This is a genomic window from Thermobifida fusca NBRC 14071 = JCM 3263, assembly GCF_001592045.1.
GTDB classification, from domain to species: Bacteria; Actinomycetota; Actinomycetes; order Streptosporangiales; family Streptosporangiaceae; genus Thermobifida; species Thermobifida fusca.
In genome coordinates, this window is the sequence record NZ_BCWB01000017.1 from 216,835 (window position 1) to 233,642 (window position 16,808).

Here is a 16,808-nt window from a genome sequence, read left to right on the forward strand (position 1 = left end):
GCAGCCCCGCAAAACACGGTCACGTGTCCCGCAGAGGTAGCACAAAGAATTCCACGTCAGGGGCATGGATATCCCTTTCGCGCGGCAACGTTCCGGCAACAGCGACCCCCTCCACAGATTCGATACCACCCCTTATTCAATAAGCGACTGAATCGTTATTCAATCCTTTCTCTACTCTGGAAAGAAAACGATAATCGTTTCCAATAGCATGGTGGACACGCACGGTGACCACCGATGGCCGGTACGCCACCATCTCAAGACCAGCAGAGGGAGTCCGCATGAAGATCGCATTCGTCGGCAAAGGCGGCAGCGGGAAAACCACCCTGTCCGCCCTCTTCTCCCGCTATCTCGCGCACTGCGGCGTCCCCGTGGTCGCGATCGACGCCGACATCAACCAACACCTCGGCACCGCGCTGGGCGCCTCACCCGCCGAGCTCAGCACGATCCCCCCGCTCGGCAGCCACCTCACCGACCTCAAAGAGATCCTCCGCGGCCGCAACCCGCGGATCGCCTCCGCGGAGCAGATGGTGAAAACCACCCCGCCCGGGCGGGGTTCCCGGCTCCTCGACCTCTCCGCAGACAACCCGGTGCACCAGCGCTTCGGCCGCGACATCGGCGGAGTGCTCCTCATGCTCACCGGACCGTTCAGCGAAGACGACCTGGGCGTCTCCTGCTACCACTCCAAAGTGGGCGCGGTCGAGATGTACCTCAACCACCTGGTGGACGGCCCCGGCGAGTACGTCGTCGTGGACATGACCGCCGGAGCGGACTCCTTCGCCTCAGGCCTGTTCACCCGCTTCGACGTCACCTTCCTCGTCGCTGAGCCCACGGTGCGCGGAGTCGGCGTCTACCGCCAGTACGTCGACTACGCCCGCGACTACGACGTGACCGTGCACGTCATCGGCAACAAAGTGCACGGACCGGACGACGTGGAGTTCCTCCGCGACCACGTCGGCGACGCCCTCACCGTCTGCCTCACCCACTCCGGCTTCGTGCGCGCCATGGAGAAAGGACGGTTCCTCGACCTCGCCGAACTGGAAGAGGACAACCTCAAAGCGCTCGCCCGCATGCGCGACCTCGTGGACGCGGCCGAACAGGACTGGGAGAAGTTCACCCGCCAGACCGTCGAGTTCCACCTGCGCAACGCTGAGAAATGGGCCAACGCCGCAACCGGGGTCGACCTGGCCGCCCAGGTGGACCCCGAGTTCACCATGGGGCCTGAGGCGCTGGCCGCGTCCCGGCAGTGGTGCTGATCAGCTCCCGTCAAGCGCCCTGTCCGCCGCCGTATACACCTGCGCCAACCGCTTGGCATCGAGCGGGACCGCGCCGTGGAGCGCGTCCGCGAACATCGGGTGCAGACCGGAGAAGACCTCCTCGCTGAACTGCGAATAGTAGGGGGTGACCGGCCGGAGCTGGGCGTCGTCGATCGCCAGTCGGATCGTGTCCAAGAGCTGGTTGGCCTGGTTGTGCCAGGCGTCCTCCCCTGTGATCTCGTAGGAGGCGCACAACTGCGCGGCCTGTTCCGGGGACAGCTTGTTCACGTAGATGTCCTGGCGGGTGGGGGCGTACCCGCCGCAGTAGAACAGAAGCTGCTGCTGTTCCTCCCCGGTGAGGAAGCGGATGAGGTCGAGCGCGGCTTCCTCGTGGGGGGTTTCCGCTGCCAGCGCGAGACTCTGCCCGCCTAGGACCGCTCCGGGCAGGGCCTCCACCGCGTACTCGGAGGCATGCCCGGAGTCGTTCTCCGTGGACGCGATGAGCAGTCGGCGGTACCAGATCGGCCAGTTGCGCATCGCCACCGTCTCCCCGCTGAGGAAGCGGACGTATGCCTCCTCTTCGTTGCTGTCCAACGCGGCAGGGTGGAAGGTGCCGTCCTCGAAACTGGCTGCGATGAGGTTGAGCGCCTGGTGTTCCGCCCCGTTGCGGTGGATGTCGGCGAGGCGCTGCTCACCGGGGACGATGAGCCTCCCCTGCTCCCCGGCGACGATCTCCATCGTGTTGACCGTGAACCCCTCGTACTGGGCGAACTGCCCGATGTAGAGGTGGTCGACGTCGGTGCCTTCCGCGGCGTCCGCGAGCTCTGCGAGGATCTCGTGGAACGTGCGCCCCGCGGTCAGCGACCCCTGGCCGACCAGGTCCCGGCGGTAGTAGAGCATGCCCACGTCCGCGGTGAAGGGGACCGCGTAGGCCTCATCCTCGTAGGTCACCGACCGGATCAGCTTCTCCCGGAACGTCCCTTCCAGCAGGGCGGTGCCGTCCGCGTCAGGGAACCCGTTGGCCTCTGCCCAGCCAGGGCCGATCTCTTTGATCCACCCGGCCTCGGCGAACATGGCGATGAACTGGTTGTCAATGTTGATGATGTCGTACTCGGGGCTGCCGCTCTGGGCGTCGCGGACCATCTCCGCGTACTGCTCATCGGCGCTCCCCGGCAGTTCCACGAGGTAGGCGCGGTAGCCCTCCTTCTGGTGGGCTCTGTTCCACTCCTGGATGAGACTGAGGTAGAGGTTGTTGCCGCTGACGTCCCGGCCGGTCGCCAGGTAGATGATCCGGTCCTCCTCCACCTCGCATGCGGCCGCCGCCAGTACGGCCAGCGCTGCCGCCGCGGCCGCTATCCTCCGCACTTCCCGCACTACCTCCCGCCACGTGCTTCCTCGGCTACGCCGCGCGCACTCTCGTCCGCCCTGCCCTCGTCAGCGGCGCGGCATTCGACATTCGGGTGCTCGGTGAGCTGGGGCAGGAGTCCCACCTCGCACGCGTTCTGCTCCTCGGCCTGCTGGGCTCCCCCGCCGACCGCGATGATCCGCACGCGTACGTCGCTCTCGTCGAGCACCCGCTCCAGTTCCTCCTGGCCCAGCCCGGGGTCGTCCTGGATGCGCACCCCGTCGGTGATGACCACGAGGACCGCTTGGGGGGCCTGCTCTTTTTCCAGGGCGAGCACCCCGTCGCGGATCACTTCGCGCAGCGGGGTGGGCCGGTAGATGGGGGTGAGCCCTTCCACTGCGGAGATCAACCCTTGAGGGAGTTCGTCGCGGTGCACCATGTCCACGAGGGTGGCGGCGGTGGTCGCGGCTGCCCCGGTGTCGCCCGCCGGATAGGACCACAGTCCGAAGCGGTCCTGTTCCCGCAGGTCCCGGATGATCGTGGTCGCAGCGGTGCGGGCAGCGTCGAACTGCTGCGGGAGCGAAGCCATCGACGTGGAACGGTCGAAGGCGAGCAGCACGGTCGCGGGTTCGGCGGCTTTCTCGTGCGCGGTCTTCGCCCGGGTCGCCCAGGAGAACCATTCCACGGCGTCGAACTGGGCCGCCCACTGGGGGATTTCCCCTTCCCGCGAGACGCCGTGGCCGGCCGCCAGCTCGGCGGCCGCAGCACCCTGCCCGGTCACCGACCGGTATCCGGCGTAGACGCCGGAGCTGCGGTACGCCTCCTCGTCGTCGGCGAGGTCGAGGAGGAAGTCTTCGAACTTCCGGCGTTCCTTGGTGATGTCGTCGGGCTCTACCGTCTCCCAGTTCACCCGGATGAGCGGATGGTCGAGGAAGGGAAGGTCCGGACTGTAGCGGGGGACCAGGTCGGTTCTGATCCCCTCCGGGCAGTCAGGGGAGACGCTGTCGCTGGCGTGGTAGGCCCGGTACAGGGCCGCTTCACTGACCAGCGCGACCGTGTCGGACCCTGTGTCGAGGCGGCATAGAAGCGCCGCGCTGCTGTCCGCCCCCTCGTCCCCAACGAAACGGGCCTCGGCTTCTTCCACGTCGAGTATCCGGTCGTCTTCCACCAGCAGGCGGGTCTGGTGGGCGCCGTGCAGCCGTCCCACCGAGGTCCACCGCAGTCCGGGGCGCGCCCAGTTCACGTCCGGGTCGTCGTAGGGAATTCCCGGTTCCACGTCGTGGGGAAATGTCGTGGGAACCGCCCAGACCAGCGGGGTCAGCCGCGTGGCCCCCAGGTATTCGAGCCCTCCTGCCTCTTCGTTGTGGTCGAGTTCCGCGCTCTTGATGATCCGCTTATCAACCGGGTTCACTAAATCGAGGTATTCAACAGTGGATTCAGGAATCCAGTAATGGGGTTTGGCTCCTAAAGAGCGGTCGATGAGATAACTAGGCCCTGTTGATCCGGATCCGGGTTCCGCGGTGGTGGGAAGCTGCCAGTTGTTCTGCAAAGTCTTCTGGACGACTTCTGTCGTTCCCGCCGAGTAGACCACCACGTCTGCCGGTCGGCATCCGCCGTTTTCGTCACGGCGCATGATCTCGTATTTGTCGGCGGCGGCTCGCAGCACCGCTTCACTGTCTGTCGCGGTGGCGACGACGATCTGGGTGGGGATCGGGCACGCGGGCCGCAGTATCGGCCAGATCCAGGGGGCGAGGAAAGCGGCCGCGGCGATCCCGGCCAGCACGGTGAGGACGTATCCGGTGACGGGCGAGTCAGGCAGCGTTTTAGCGACGAGGCGGAGTCCTTCGTGCGGGCTGTCCCGCTGTGCGTGCGCGAGGAGCAAGATGAGGGACCCGGAGAAGAGGAGGAGCGAGCCGACCCAGAGGAGGTCTCCCAGCAGCGCGCCGAGGGTCTGCCCCAAGAACTCCTGCCACAGGGCGATGAAGAACGAGGAGAGAACTGTGGCGGCGACGAATATGAAAGATTTGGACTTTTTTGTCGTACCGCGCTGGTCGGTCTGGGTCATGTCAGGGCGGACTCCAAAGCCACAAAGGTGACTGGCCGGGACCGCCTACGCCACCTCCTTTAGGCACTCCAGGATATGCGTCGTCAATCACATTTTCCACCCTATGTGTGGTTGCTCCAATTGGTCAGACTTTACCCGTGACGTGGCCATACATAACCCTCTTCACCTTTCGCGACATTTTCCAACGTCGTCGCGACCCACCAAAACACTCGACCACGCTCTGTTTTCACGGAATTCCGATGCGTAATACAGAACCGCTATTCCGTCACCATGGGTCGTAATCATTCCGCTCATCAGATCGGAACGAATTCCGTGCAGCAGCCTGCCAGTGGAGCGCGGGCACGCCTCCACCCCGGCCTACGGAGATTCGCGGTGGCAGAAAGCCCCCCGGTCGAGGGGGCGGCGGCCGGCTAGAACAGGATCGACATGACTTCGCCGATCTCTTCAAAACCCACTTTGCGGTAGACGGCGCGGGCCGGAGCGTTGAAGTCGTTGACGTAGAGGGTGACGACAGGGGCGAATTCCGCGAGCGCATACCGCACCACGGCAGCCATCCCGGCCACCGCGTGGCCGCGGCCCCGCAGCTCCGGATGCACCCAGACCCCCTGTATTTGGCAGGCCCGCGGGGTGACCGCGCCGATCTCCGCTTTGAACACCACCCGGCCGTCCTCGATCCGGGCGAATGCGCGGCCCATCCGGATCAGTTCCTCCACCCGGGCCCGATACAGCAGGCCGCCGTCCCCGACATCCGGGGGCAGCCCGACTTCTTCGGTGAACATGGCGATACTGGCAGGCAGCAGGATGCCCAGCTCGTCGAGCCGGACCCGCCGCACGAGCGGGTCGGCGGGCACCGCAGGCTCCTGGGAGGTGGCCATCACCGGTTGCCGGGCCCGGATTGCCCGGGCAGGCCCCCAGTAGGGCCGCAGCCTGCGCCACAGGTCGGTCACGGCCGGGATCGGCCCCACGATCGACGAGCAGCGCCGCCCCTGCCAGCGAGCGCGGTTGGCGAAGTGTCGGATCGCTTCGGGACCCGCGTTGACGGGGATCAGGTTCGCACCCGCGTAGCACAGCGCGGTAATGGCTTCGTCTTCGATGTACCCCCACACTTCCGCGCCGAGCCGCGCAGGATCCAGGCCCGCGACGCGCAGCCGGGAGGCGACGAACACGTTCCCGACCGGATCCCGGTCAAGCAGCGCGCACACCTCGGGATAGTCCCGTTCCCCAAGCACCCGGATCGGCGAGGTCCGTAGCATCCGTATCACCTCACCTGCGCGTTTCCAGGGCGGGATCGGCTTCCGCCTCAGGGCAATCGTAGCCGCGGTACCGGTACGGGAAACGCACTGCTGCGCTCTTTTCTTACCGGTTTGACGGTTTGCCGACCATGATTTACCGCAAGATCACCTTTCTTGGGCGTATCGGAGGACTGTCCGGGCGTCTTCACTGTCCTTCTGTACAGGGGACGGTTCCGGCAAGGGCCGGGCCGCGCAGGTCAGGTCGGCGCCGTCAGCTCCGCCCTGCGCGGCGGGCAGGGTACCGTCGCGCAGATAGGCGGTGAGCGTGTCGTCGATGCACGGGTTGCCGCTGAGCGAAATACCGTGGTCCACTCCCCCGTCTTCGATGACGAGCCGCCCGTGCGGGAACCGGGCCCGCATCGCATAGGCCCCGTCCACCGGGGTCGGCCCGTCCGCGGTGGCGTGCAGGAGCAGGGCGCTGTCCACCGCGGTGCCGTCCACGTCGAACCAGGGACGGGCCGGGGCGGACCAGAATCGACACGGCGCGTTGTACCAGACGTTGTTCCACGCGATGAAGGGTGCGTCGCGGTGGGTTTTCACCGCGTCCTCCCGCCACCTCCCCCAGTCGGCAGGCCACGGCGCATCCGTGCACTCGGTGGCCAGGTAGGCCCCGTACTCGGGGTCGCTGGCGGCGTCTTCCCCCAACCTCTCGTGGAGGTCCAGCAGCAGGGTGCTGTCGTCGTGGACGACCTGCGCGGACAGGGCTTGGGCGATCGGCGGCCAGGCCGCGCTGGTGTAGGCGACGTAGAGGACGAGGGTCTCCAGCTCGGTGGGGCCGAGGAGACCGGCGAGCGGCTGCCGGGCCAGTTCGTCCCGCAGCGCAAAGTAGCGGTCGGCGACCTGGTCCCCCGTGGTTCCCAGCCCGTAGGTGTCGTGGTGGCGGGCAGCCCAGGCGAAGAAGTGGCGGGCAGTGGCGTCCAGGGAGCGGCTCTGCGCCACGTTCCCCTCATACCAGGGCCGACCAGGGTGGACGATGCTGTCCAGCACGAGGCGGCGCACCCGCTCGGGGTAGCGGGTGGCATAGACCGCGCCCAGGTAGGTGCCGTACGAGTAGCCGAGGTAGTCGATCTGCGCCACGCCGAGCGCCCGCCGGAGAGCGTCCAGGTCGGTGGCGTGGTCCACGGTGGTCATGTGGTGCAGGAGGGGCCCTGAATGCTCCGCGCAGGCGCGCGCATAGGCGGCGGCCCGGTCCACGAGCTCTTGCTCGGCCTGCTCGTCCGCGGGAACCGTGTCGGGGCGCACCGGGGCGAAGTAGGCGGGATCGCAGACGACAGCGGGCCGGGACGCGCCTGTCCCCCGCGGGTCGAAGCCCACGACGTCGTAGGCGGCGCGCAGGTCGTCAGGGAGCCGCATAGCGACAATGCCCGCCCAGGCACGGCCGGGACTGCCTGGGCCTCCCGGGTTGACGACCAGCACCCCGCGCCGCTGCCCGCTCGCCGGCACCCGGGAGAGGGCGAGCACCACGGTCTCGCCAGCGGACGGGCCGCGCCCGTGGTCGAGGGGGACGCTGAGTTCCGCGCACTCCAGCAGGATCTCGTCGTCGGGGGGTTCCAGGTCGGCGCACTCAGACCAGTCCAGGATGTCGTCCGCTGCCGCGGGCACAGCCGTCCCGGAGGCGGCCAGCACGCCCGCCACCACAGCCCCGACCAGCTTCGCCACCACGTACCGCATTGATCCCGCCTCTGTGAGTGACAGCAGTTCCGGGGGCATTCTGCCGAGGCGGGGCCGCAGAGTCAGGAAACGACACTCCCCTCCCCGCGGGCAGGGCTGGGGTCTCCGGTGTTTCAGGACCGGTGTCCCACCAAAAAAAAGGGGGGCCGGTCCGGCCCCCGCGCGAAGACTGTGCGGTCTAGCCCGCCACGTCCACGCTGGGCTGGCCCGAGGGCACGCCTTCGGCGCGCATCTCCTCAGCGATCCGCAGAGCCTCCTCGATCAGGGTTTCCACGATCTGCGACTCCGGCACCGTCTTGATGACCTTGCCCTTGACGAAGATCTGGCCCTTGCCGTTGCCGGAGGCCACGCCCAGGTCCGCTTCACGGGCCTCACCGGGGCCGTTGACCACGCATCCCATGACCGCCACGCGCAGCGGCACGTCCAGCCCTTCCAGGCCCGCGGTGACCCGGTTGGCGAGGGTGTAGACGTCGACTTGGGCCCGTCCGCAGCTCGGGCAGGAGACGATCTCCAGGCCGCGCTGCCGCAGCCCGAGCGACTCCAGGATCTGGATGCCGACCTTGACCTCTTCCGCGGGGGGAGCCGACAGGGAGACCCGGATCGTGTCGCCGATACCTTCGGCCAGCAGTGCACCGAAAGCCACCGCGGACTTGATCGTGCCTTGGAAGGCCGGGCCCGCTTCGGTGACCCCCAGGTGCAGCGGGTAGTCGCAGCGTTCGGCGAGCATCCGGTAGGCGCGGATCATGACGACCGGGTCGTGGTGCTTGACCGAGATCTTGATGTCGTGGAAGCCGTGCTCTTCGAACAGGGAGCACTCCCACAGGGCTGATTCCACGAGCGCTTCGGCCGTGGCCTTGCCGTACTTGGCGAGCAGCCGCTTGTCCAGCGACCCGGCGTTGACGCCGATCCGGATCGGGATCCCCGCTTCAGAGGCGGCCTTGGCGATCTCCCCGACCTTGTCGTCGAACTTCTTGATGTTGCCCGGGTTGACGCGTACCGCCGCGCAGCCCGCGTCGATCGCGGCGAACACGTACTTGGGCTGGAAGTGGATGTCGGCGATCACCGGGATCTGCGATTTCTTCGCGATGATCGGCAGCGCTTCAGCGTCGTCGGCGCTCGGCACCGCGACCCGCACGATCTGGCACCCCGCCGCGGTCAGCTCGGCGATCTGCTGCAGCGTGGCGTTGATGTCCGCGGTGACCGTGGTGGTCATCGACTGCACCGAGATAGGAGCGTCGCCGCCCACGGGGACGTTGCCGACCATGACCTGCCGCGTTTTGCGGCGCGGCGCCAGCGGCTGCGGAGGAGCAACGGGCATTCCGAGATCGACGGACACGCGATTTCACCTCGCTGGCCGCCGGGGTGGCCGACGGCATCGCTCGACTTACTTGGTTACCGGGGAACGTCGCCGCGGCGCAGACCTGCGTCGCGGCAGGGCACGGGGGATGGAGACCTCGCCGTGAGTCGATGTGTCACAAGGCTACCCGGATCGGGCACCGTTCCCTGCCATGGTCGGGCTGGGAACGCCTCGGACTTCGCCCAGGCATTCCCGCTGGTTCACCTGTGTGTTGCCGACGTATCACCGAAGGTACTCCCCGGGCTGCTAGTAGATCAGGCGGACCGGGTTGACGATGTCGGCGACCAGCAGCATCAGACTGAAGCCCACGAAGCAGGCGACCATGATGTAGGCCACGGGCATGAGCTGGGCCACATCGAAAGGTCCGGGGTCGGGGCGTTTGAAGATCCGGGCGGTCCAGCGGCGGACCGACTCCCACAGCGCGCCGACGATATGCCCGCCGTCCAGCGGCAGGATCGGCAGCATGTTGAAGGCGAAGAGGAACAGGTTGATCCCGGCCAGCAGGTTGATCAGCATCGCGACCCGGTCCAGGACGGGGGCGGGCATCGCGAGGATCTCGCCGCTGATGCGGGAGGCGCCGACCACGCCGACGGGGGAGTCGGGGGTGCGTTCCGCGCCGAGGAACGCCGCCGCGAACACGTCGGGGATCTTCGACGGCAGCGTGATGATCGCCTTGCCGACGGAGACCACGGTGTCACCGAAGAACGCAGCGGTCTCTGCGGCGCTGAGCGTCTGCCGCTGCTCTTGCGGCGCGAAACCGAGGAAGCCGGCGGTGACCGTCTCCGGGATCTGCCGTCCTTCCTCGTCGAGGATCGGATCGCCGTCGGCGTCCCGGCGGACGACCGTGTTGCCGTCCTCGTCCCGTTTCACCACCTGGTTTTCGATGAAGTCGGCGTGCAGGGTGATCTTCTCGCCGTCCCGGATCACGTCGACCGTGCCGGGACCGATGTGCGCGCGGATCGCGGACTGCACGGCCTCCCAGTCGGGGGTGGGCTGGCCGTTGACCGCGACGATCCGGTCGCCGACTTGCAGCCCGGCCGCGGCAGCGGGGGACGGGTCGGCGTCCTCCGGGCATTCGCTGGTCGCCGCGGTGGCGGGCACCACGCATTCGTGGACGGCGCCGACCACGGTGGTGGGCTGGTAGACGCCGATCCCCATGAGCAGGACCGCGAACAGGACCACGGCCAGGACGAGGTTCATGAACGGCCCGCCGAACATGACGATGAGCCGTTTCCACGGCGGCCGCTGGTAGAACTGCCGGTCTTCGTCGCCGGGTTCGACTTCCACGTAGGACGCTTCACGCGCGTCCTCGATCATGGCGCGCCACCGCGACATGGGCTTGTCGGGGTCGGCGGGCGCGGCGGGCGGGATCATCCCGACCATGCGCACGTATCCGCCGAGCGGGATCGCTTTGAGGCCGTACTCGGTGTCGCCGCGTTTGACCGACCACAGCGTTTTTCCGAAGCCGACCATGTACTGGGTGCAGCGGATACCGAACAGCTTGGCCGGTACCAGGTGTCCCAGCTCATGCCAGGCGATTGAGAACAGCAGGCCGAGGATCATGAGGACGATCCCCAGCACGGTCAGCAACGCCACCATGTACGTCTCCTCATCCCTGCCGGGAGATGAGCTCCTTGGCCCGTTGTCGGGCCCAGTCGTCGGCTTCGTAGACATCTTCGAGCCGCGGCACAGTCCCTCGGCTCTCTCCCCGGTGTTCTGAGACTACCCGCGCCACGGTGTCCAGGATCGCCGGAAATGCCAGACGCCCGGCGAGGAAAGCGGCGACGGCCTCCTCGTTGGCGGCGTTGTACACGGCCGGCGCGGTCCCGCCCACAGATCCGACTTCGCAGGCCAGCCGCACGGCGGGGAACGCCTCGTGGTCGAGGGGTTCGAAGGTCCACTGGTGGGCCCGGGTCCAGTCGATGGCGGGAGCGGCTTCCGGGACCCGGTCCGGCCAGGCGATGCCGTAGGCGATGGGGATGCGCATGCTGGGCGGGCTCGCCTGGGCGATGGTGGAGCCGTCGACGTACTCCACCATCGAGTGGATGACCGACTGCGGGTGGACGACGACCTCGATCTGTTCGAAGGGGATGTCGAAGAGCAGGTGCGCTTCGATGACTTCCAGCCCTTTGTTGACCAGGGTCGCGGAGTTGATGGTGATGACCGGGCCCATGCGCCACGTGGGGTGGGCGAGCGCCTGCTCGGGGGTGACGTCGGCGAGCTCGGCGGAGGAGCGGCCGCGGAACGGTCCGCCGCTGGCGGTGATGACGAGGCGGCGCACGTGGTCGCGGCGGGCGGCGAGGTTGCCTTGCGCCAGGCTGGTGAGCTGGTCGGCGGGCAGGCGGGGGAAGCACTGGGCGATCGCGTAGTGCTCGGAGTCCACGGGCACGATCTGTCCGGGGACGGCGAGCTCCCGGACGAGCGGGCCGCCGATGATCAGCGATTCTTTGTTGGCAAGGGCGAGCAGCCGTCCGGCGCGCAGCGCAGCGAGGGTGGATTCCAGGCCGAGCGCCCCGGTGATGCCGTTGAGCACCACGTCGCAGTCCCAGGCGGCGAGCTCCGCGACTCCTTCGGGTCCGGCTAGGACTTTGGCGGCACTGCCCCGTGCGGAGAGCTTGTCGCGCAGTTCAGCGGCTTTGACGGCGTCGGCGACCGCGACGGCTTGGACGTCGAGGGCGCAGGCTTGGTCGGCGAGCAGGTCGAGGCGTCCGCCGCCAGCGGCGAGTCCGACCACGTCGAAGCGGTGGGGTTCTTGCCGGACCACCTCGATGGCTTGGGTGCCGATCGATCCGGTGGAGCCGAGGATGACGACTCTGCGTGGCATGCGGGCAGCCGGTGCGGGGGTCGGGTCGAACACCTCTTGGGGTGGAACAGCAGTGGTCACACCCCCATTGTGGCGTAGCGTCCGCTTCGTTTGTCCTGGATCGGCGGCTTCGAGGGCGCGGTACCGGTGAAGCCAGGAGACACGCAGCCCAGTGGCCTTCCCCACCAGGAAGAGTGAGTGCCTTCACAAGAAGGCCTTTACAAAAGACTTATCCCGGCTTTAACTTAACGACGAAGTAACTTACTTCACAGTAGCGGGGGCCTCCCCAAAGGCCCCCTACGGCCCACCCGGGATGCGACGGCAGGCGCGGCCGTCGGTATCTCCCGCTCATTCCGGAACGAGGTCTTATGAAACGACTGTCCGCAGTCATCAGCGTCACCCTTGCTGCGCTACTCAGCGCAGCAGTACTGTCACCCCCCGCTCACGCTACTGTCGGGTCCACCACCCAGAAAGTCCGCATCCCCGTCGACGACGGGACGGAACTCAGCGCACTCGTCATCACCCCGACCGGCACCGAAGGCCCCCACCCCCTCCTCGTCATGCCTTCGGCCTGGTCCACGAACAAACTGCTCTACGTGGGCGCGGCCTGGAAACTCGCCCGCGAATCCGGCTACCAGGTGATCAGCTACACCTCCCGCGGCTTCCACGAATCCGGGGGCCGGATCGAAGTCGCCGGACCACGGGACGTCGCCGACGCCCGCGCCATCATCGACTGGGCGCTCGCCAACACCGACGCCGACCCGGACCGTATCGGCATGGCCGGCATCTCCTACGGCGCAGGCATCAGCCTGCTCACCGCCGCCGAAGACGCGCGGATCAAAGCCGTCGGCGCCATGAGCGGCTGGGCTGACCTCACCGCCTCCATCTACCCCAACGAAACCTTCAGCACCCAGGCCGTCGAACTCCTGCTCTCCTCCGCCCACCTGACCGGGCGGCCCGGCACCACCCTCCAGGAGATGGAGCAGGGCTACCGCCGAGGCGACGTGCAGCCCGCCCTGGACGCCGCCCCCGTGCGCTCCCCCGCGACCAAAGTCGACGCCATCAACGCGCACGGCACCGCGGTCATGATCGCGCACGCCTGGAACGACGGCATCTTCCCGCCCGGCCAGATCATCGACTTCTACAGCGCGCTGACCACCCCCAAGCGGCTGATGCTGGCCCCAGGCGACCACGCCACCCAAGAGGCGTTCGGCGCGTTCGGCCTGCCCAACGAGACGTGGGAGTCGCTGAACCGCTGGTTCGACCACCACCTGCGCGGCATCGACAACGGCATCAACACCGAACCCCCCGTCCAGGTGAAGCCGAACAGCGGCAGCGGACCGTGGACCGGATACCCCGACTGGGAGTCGGTCTCCTCCGGGGAGCTCGTCTACCACCTGACCAAGCCCGCGGCCAGTTGGACCAACTGGCTCAGCACGGGCGGCCTCTCCCCCGACCCCGCCACCGGCTGGAACTACCAGATCCGCACCGCGCTGGGCACCACCGCCAACAGCGGAGCCCTCATGCTCAGCGGCGCAATCCAGCAGCTCGCCCAGATCCCCACCGGGGTGGCGCTGCCCCTGGTCAGCCGGGTCTACGCGGGGGTGTGGACCGGTCCGGCCCTCACCAACGTCACCGTCAGCGGCACCCCGCGCCTGCGGTTGACGGTCACCCCCAACCGGTCTGAGGCCAGCCTGTTCGTCTACCTGTACGCGGTGAACTCCTCGGGCACGGGAGCGCTCATCACGCACAAGCCCTACACCCTGCGCGGAGCCACCCCCGGCCAGGCGCAGACCGTGGAGATCGCCCTGGAACCCGTGGTATGGCGCGTCCCCTCCGGACACCGCCTCGCCCTCGTCATCGACGGCCAGGACCTGCGTTACGGCAGCGAGAACGGCGTGGGCAGCACCGTCACGGTGAGCTCCCCCGCCGGCGACCCGTCCTGGCTGCGCATTCCCACGGCCTAACGGCTGACCCCTGGACCACGGCCTCCCTCCGCGCCGGGGAGGCCGTGCCTTTTCCGCGGTTCGTCCCCGCACAGCCAGCAAAGATAACTAAAAGAAGTCACTTGAACACGGAGAGTGTGGCATGCTTCGGGGACATGAACCGGTCAATCATGTATGCGTTCCTCGCCTCACTCACGCTTGTCGCAGCCGGGATAGCCCCCGCCTCGGCTGTTGAACCCTCCCACCCGGTCCCCCTGGACCCGGCCCCAGAGGTGGTGCACCAGTCCGCGGCGACCACCCCCGAGCAGCAGCGCGCCGTCGCGGCCTACTGGACCCCCGACCGCATGGCTGCCGCCCTCCCCCTTCCCTCCGCCCTCGACGACCTGCCCGTCTCCCTGTCCCTCCTCGGCGGCCGCCGCGCCTCCGACACCGACACCGACACGACTAGCCTGTCCGACTCCTCGGTCCGCCGCTGGACCGGGGGAGGCCTGGTCGCCGCCACCACCGGACGGGTGTACCTCACCTTGGACGGCGTGGACTACACCTGCACTGCCTCGGTGATCAACGCGCAGAACCGCGACACTGTCCTCACCGCAGGGCACTGCCTGAAGAACAAGACCGGCTCGTGGGCGGAGAACTGGATCTTCGTCCCCGGTTACGCGGACGGTCGCGCCCCCTACGGCCGGTACACCGCCCGCGACATGCTCGTCTCCCCCAAGTGGTCCCGGCAAGGGGACGACAGCTACGACTTCGGTTTCGTCGTCCTCAACACCGACCTTCGGGGACGGCACGTCGCCGACCGCACCGGGGCCCAGAAAGTCTCCTTCAGCGGACGCATCGCCCCCTACGTGCACGCCTTCGGCTACCCGTCGTCCCCGCCCTATTCGGGACGCCACCTGTACTACTGCGCGGGCGCCACCCACCCCGACCGGCAGGGCACCCTAGGCTCTGGCATGGACTGCGCCATGACCCAAGGCTCCAGCGGCGGACCGTGGTTCGCCGACTTCGACACCACCACCGGAACCGGAACCATCACCTCGCTGACCAGCTTCAAGTACACCGACAACGCCGCTGTCCAATACGGTCCCCGGCTCGGCGACGAAGCCCGGCGCGTCTACGAGGCCGCGCAGATCCTGTAACCGGACCACCGGCACCCGAGTGCCGGCTGCACACACCGCCCGGCGGGCCCACCCGCAGGGTCCGCCGGGCACACAGGCATGCCGCAGACCGTGCGGCTGCCGCCCACTCGCAGCACAGCCCCGCACCCACCACCCGTAGAGACAAGGGAAGGGCCGAGCCGGACGAGTAACGTGGAGGCGGCGTCCAGCCCGGCCCCGGCCGCCCGGGCACGCGTCGGGCGGCACCACCCGCAGCCCCGGAGCCGGGACCGGAAGACCAGCTCCGAGGCCGCGCTTCGCATGCGGGTTACAGCACCCCGGTGAGCACCATCACCCGTTCGTCGGTCAGGTCGTCCATCGCGGAACGCACCCCCTCCTTGCCGACCCCGGACTTCTTCACGCCGCCGTAGGGCATCTGGTCGGCGCGGTACGTGGGCACGTCACCGATGATGACCCCGCCCACCTTCAGCTCGCGGTGCGCCCGGAACGCCGTCGCCAGATCCCGGGTGAACACCCCCGCCTGCAAGCCGTACTTGCTGTTGTTGACCTCGGCGAACGCCTCATCCACGCCGCTGACCCGGCGCAGCACCATCACCGGGCCGAAGACCTCCTCGCACACCACCTTCGCGTCGTCGGGGACGTCCGCCAGCACGGTCGGAGCCATGGTCACCCCGTCCCGGGTGCCGCCGGTGAGAACCGTGGCCCCACCCGCCACCGCCTCGTTCACCCACTGCTCGACGCGGGCCGCGGCAGCCTCGTTGATGAGCGGCCCCACCTGGGTGGCCTCGTCGGCGGGGTCCCCGGTCACCAGCTCTTCGACCCGCTGGACCAGCTTCGCGGCGAACTCGTCGTAGACGGCGTCCTCCACGATGACCCGCTGCACGCCGATACAGACCTGGCCGGCCTGGTTGTTGCCGAACAGGGCGATCCGCCGGGCCGCCCAGTCCAAGTCGGCGTCGGCCAGCACCACGGCCGCAGCATTCCCACCCAGTTCGAGGGTGACGTGCTTGTTCGGGGCCATCTTGCGCAGCTCCCAGCCGAACTGGCCGCCGGTGAACGAGATAACCGGCAGCCGTTCGTCGGTGATGAGCGGCTGCGCCAGTTCGTTCGGCATCGGCAGCACGGAGAACGCCCCGGCCGGCAGATCGGTTTCAGCGAGGATCTCGCCGAGCACCAATGCAGAAAGAGGCGTCGCGGGAGCGGGCTTAACCACGATAGGCGCGCCCACCGCGATCGCCGGAGCGACCTTGTGCGCGACCAAGTTGAGGGGGAAATTGAACGGGGAGATTGCCAGCACTGCACCCTTGGGGACGCGGCGGATCAACGCGATCCGACCCTCCCCCGCACTGTCGGTGTCCAAGCGCTGCACCCGCCCGCTGTCGCGGCGGACCTCTTCTGCAGCCCAGGTGAACACGGAGACAGCCCGCCCCACCTCGGCACGCGCCCACAAGATCGGCTTCCCGCTCTCCGCAGTGATGAGCTGGGCGATCTCTTCGGAGCGCTCCTGGAGCCGCCGTGCCACGTGGGCGAGGGCCGTAGCGCGCACGTGGGCGGGGAGCGCCGCGGTGGCGTCGAGGGCACCGTGCGCGGCAGCCACAGCCTGGTCGACCTGTTCCGGGGAGGGGACGGCGACCGTTGCCACGGTCTGCCCCGTGTAGGGGTTGGTGACAGTGAGTTCGTTGTCGCCGGTAGTTGCTGACCCGGCCAGCCAGAACGGACGTTGAGACATGTTCGTGACGCTACTGCTTCGCAGTGTCGTCTTCCTCATCCATTCGGGCCCAACAACGCAGGCCTTCACTCCATCCTGGCGATTTCTGCACTGTTCCCGCGCCTTTCCCGCGGGCCTGTGCGAGTGTTGTGCACAGTTGTCTCCATTCGGTGGCGCAGCCGATGCCGGTCAGCCACTCTGGTGTCAGAGCGCGCGACGGTCCTCCCCCGCTGTTCCGCGTGTTCAGGGT

The 16,808-nt window shown here is 68.0% G+C and carries 11 protein-coding genes; 3 read left to right on the top strand and 8 right to left on the bottom strand.

The genetic code is table 11. The features are described 5' to 3' along the window. Positions 1-278 precede the first annotated feature (278 nt). Positions 279-1,253, top strand: a complete 975-nt coding sequence (locus TF1_RS03900; RefSeq protein ID WP_011291201.1) for an ATP-binding protein — start codon at positions 279-281, stop codon at positions 1,251-1,253. Here TF1_RS03900 and TF1_RS03905 read toward each other — a convergent pair whose 3' ends face one another. From TF1_RS03905 to dxr, 7 genes are all read right to left on the bottom strand, one after another. Next, on the bottom strand, positions 1,254-2,618 hold the full coding sequence (locus TF1_RS03905) for an extracellular solute-binding protein (RefSeq protein ID WP_107491357.1): 1,365 nt from the start codon (positions 2,616-2,618) through the stop codon (positions 1,254-1,256). Positions 2,619-2,626: 8 nt separating this feature from the next. Next, positions 2,627-4,663, bottom strand: coding sequence for a vWA domain-containing protein (locus TF1_RS03910; protein ID WP_016188325.1), 2,037 nt, complete (start codon positions 4,661-4,663; stop codon positions 2,627-2,629). 410 nt (positions 4,664-5,073) lie between these two features. After that, positions 5,074-5,916 carry a GNAT family N-acetyltransferase gene (locus TF1_RS03915; protein WP_011291198.1) on the bottom strand — a complete coding sequence of 281 codons (843 nt, stop codon included), beginning with the start codon at positions 5,914-5,916 and terminating at the stop codon, positions 5,074-5,076. A gap of 144 nt (positions 5,917-6,060) precedes the next feature. Then, positions 6,061-7,626, bottom strand: a complete 1,566-nt coding sequence (locus TF1_RS03920) for an alpha/beta hydrolase (RefSeq protein ID WP_016188322.1) — start codon at positions 7,624-7,626, stop codon at positions 6,061-6,063. Between the two features lie 178 nt (positions 7,627-7,804). After that, positions 7,805-8,962, bottom strand: coding sequence for a flavodoxin-dependent (E)-4-hydroxy-3-methylbut-2-enyl-diphosphate synthase (ispG, locus tag TF1_RS03925; RefSeq protein ID WP_011291196.1), 1,158 nt, complete (start codon positions 8,960-8,962; stop codon positions 7,805-7,807). A gap of 267 nt (positions 8,963-9,229) precedes the next feature. Then, entirely contained in the window at positions 9,230-10,582 is a 1,353-nt protein-coding gene (locus TF1_RS03930) for a M50 family metallopeptidase (protein ID WP_011291195.1), read from the bottom strand. A 10-nt stretch (positions 10,583-10,592) separates the two neighbouring features. Then, entirely contained in the window at positions 10,593-11,807 is a 1,215-nt protein-coding gene (gene dxr / locus TF1_RS03935) for a 1-deoxy-D-xylulose-5-phosphate reductoisomerase (protein WP_011291194.1), read from the bottom strand. A 347-nt stretch (positions 11,808-12,154) separates the two neighbouring features. Between dxr and TF1_RS03940 the strand changes: the two genes are divergently transcribed. Both TF1_RS03940 and TF1_RS03945 read left to right on the top strand, forming a co-directional pair. Next, positions 12,155-13,753 carry a CocE/NonD family hydrolase gene (locus tag TF1_RS03940; protein ID WP_011291193.1) on the top strand — a complete coding sequence of 533 codons (1,599 nt, stop codon included), beginning with the start codon at positions 12,155-12,157 and terminating at the stop codon, positions 13,751-13,753. A 134-nt stretch (positions 13,754-13,887) separates the two neighbouring features. Continuing rightward, entirely contained in the window at positions 13,888-14,871 is a 984-nt protein-coding gene (locus tag TF1_RS03945) for a trypsin-like serine peptidase (protein ID WP_061783636.1), read from the top strand. Between the two features lie 286 nt (positions 14,872-15,157). Here the strand turns inward: TF1_RS03945 and TF1_RS03950 are convergent, their stop codons facing one another. Next, complete coding sequence (locus TF1_RS03950; RefSeq protein WP_016188319.1) at positions 15,158-16,579, bottom strand: aldehyde dehydrogenase family protein; 1,422 nt, start codon at positions 16,577-16,579, stop codon at positions 15,158-15,160. Between the last annotated feature and the right edge of the window lie 229 nt (positions 16,580-16,808).

Coding starts and splice junctions, on each gene's coding strand:
- TF1_RS03920 (WP_016188322.1), bottom strand. CDS start 7,626: ATGCGGTACGTGGTGGCGAAGCTGGTCGGGGCTGTGGTGGCGGGCGTG.
- TF1_RS03910 (WP_016188325.1), bottom strand. CDS start 4,663: ATGACCCAGACCGACCAGCGCGGTACGACAAAAAAGTCCAAATCTTTC.
- TF1_RS03945 (WP_061783636.1), top strand. CDS start 13,888: ATGAACCGGTCAATCATGTATGCGTTCCTCGCCTCACTCACGCTTGTC.
- dxr (WP_011291194.1), bottom strand. CDS start 11,807: ATGCCACGCAGAGTCGTCATCCTCGGCTCCACCGGATCGATCGGCACC.
- TF1_RS03940 (WP_011291193.1), top strand. CDS start 12,155: ATGAAACGACTGTCCGCAGTCATCAGCGTCACCCTTGCTGCGCTACTC.
- TF1_RS03900 (WP_011291201.1), top strand. CDS start 279: ATGAAGATCGCATTCGTCGGCAAAGGCGGCAGCGGGAAAACCACCCTG.
- TF1_RS03950 (WP_016188319.1), bottom strand. CDS start 16,579: ATGTCTCAACGTCCGTTCTGGCTGGCCGGGTCAGCAACTACCGGCGAC.
- TF1_RS03930 (WP_011291195.1), bottom strand. CDS start 10,582: ATGGTGGCGTTGCTGACCGTGCTGGGGATCGTCCTCATGATCCTCGGC.
- TF1_RS03915 (WP_011291198.1), bottom strand. CDS start 5,916: ATGCTACGGACCTCGCCGATCCGGGTGCTTGGGGAACGGGACTATCCC.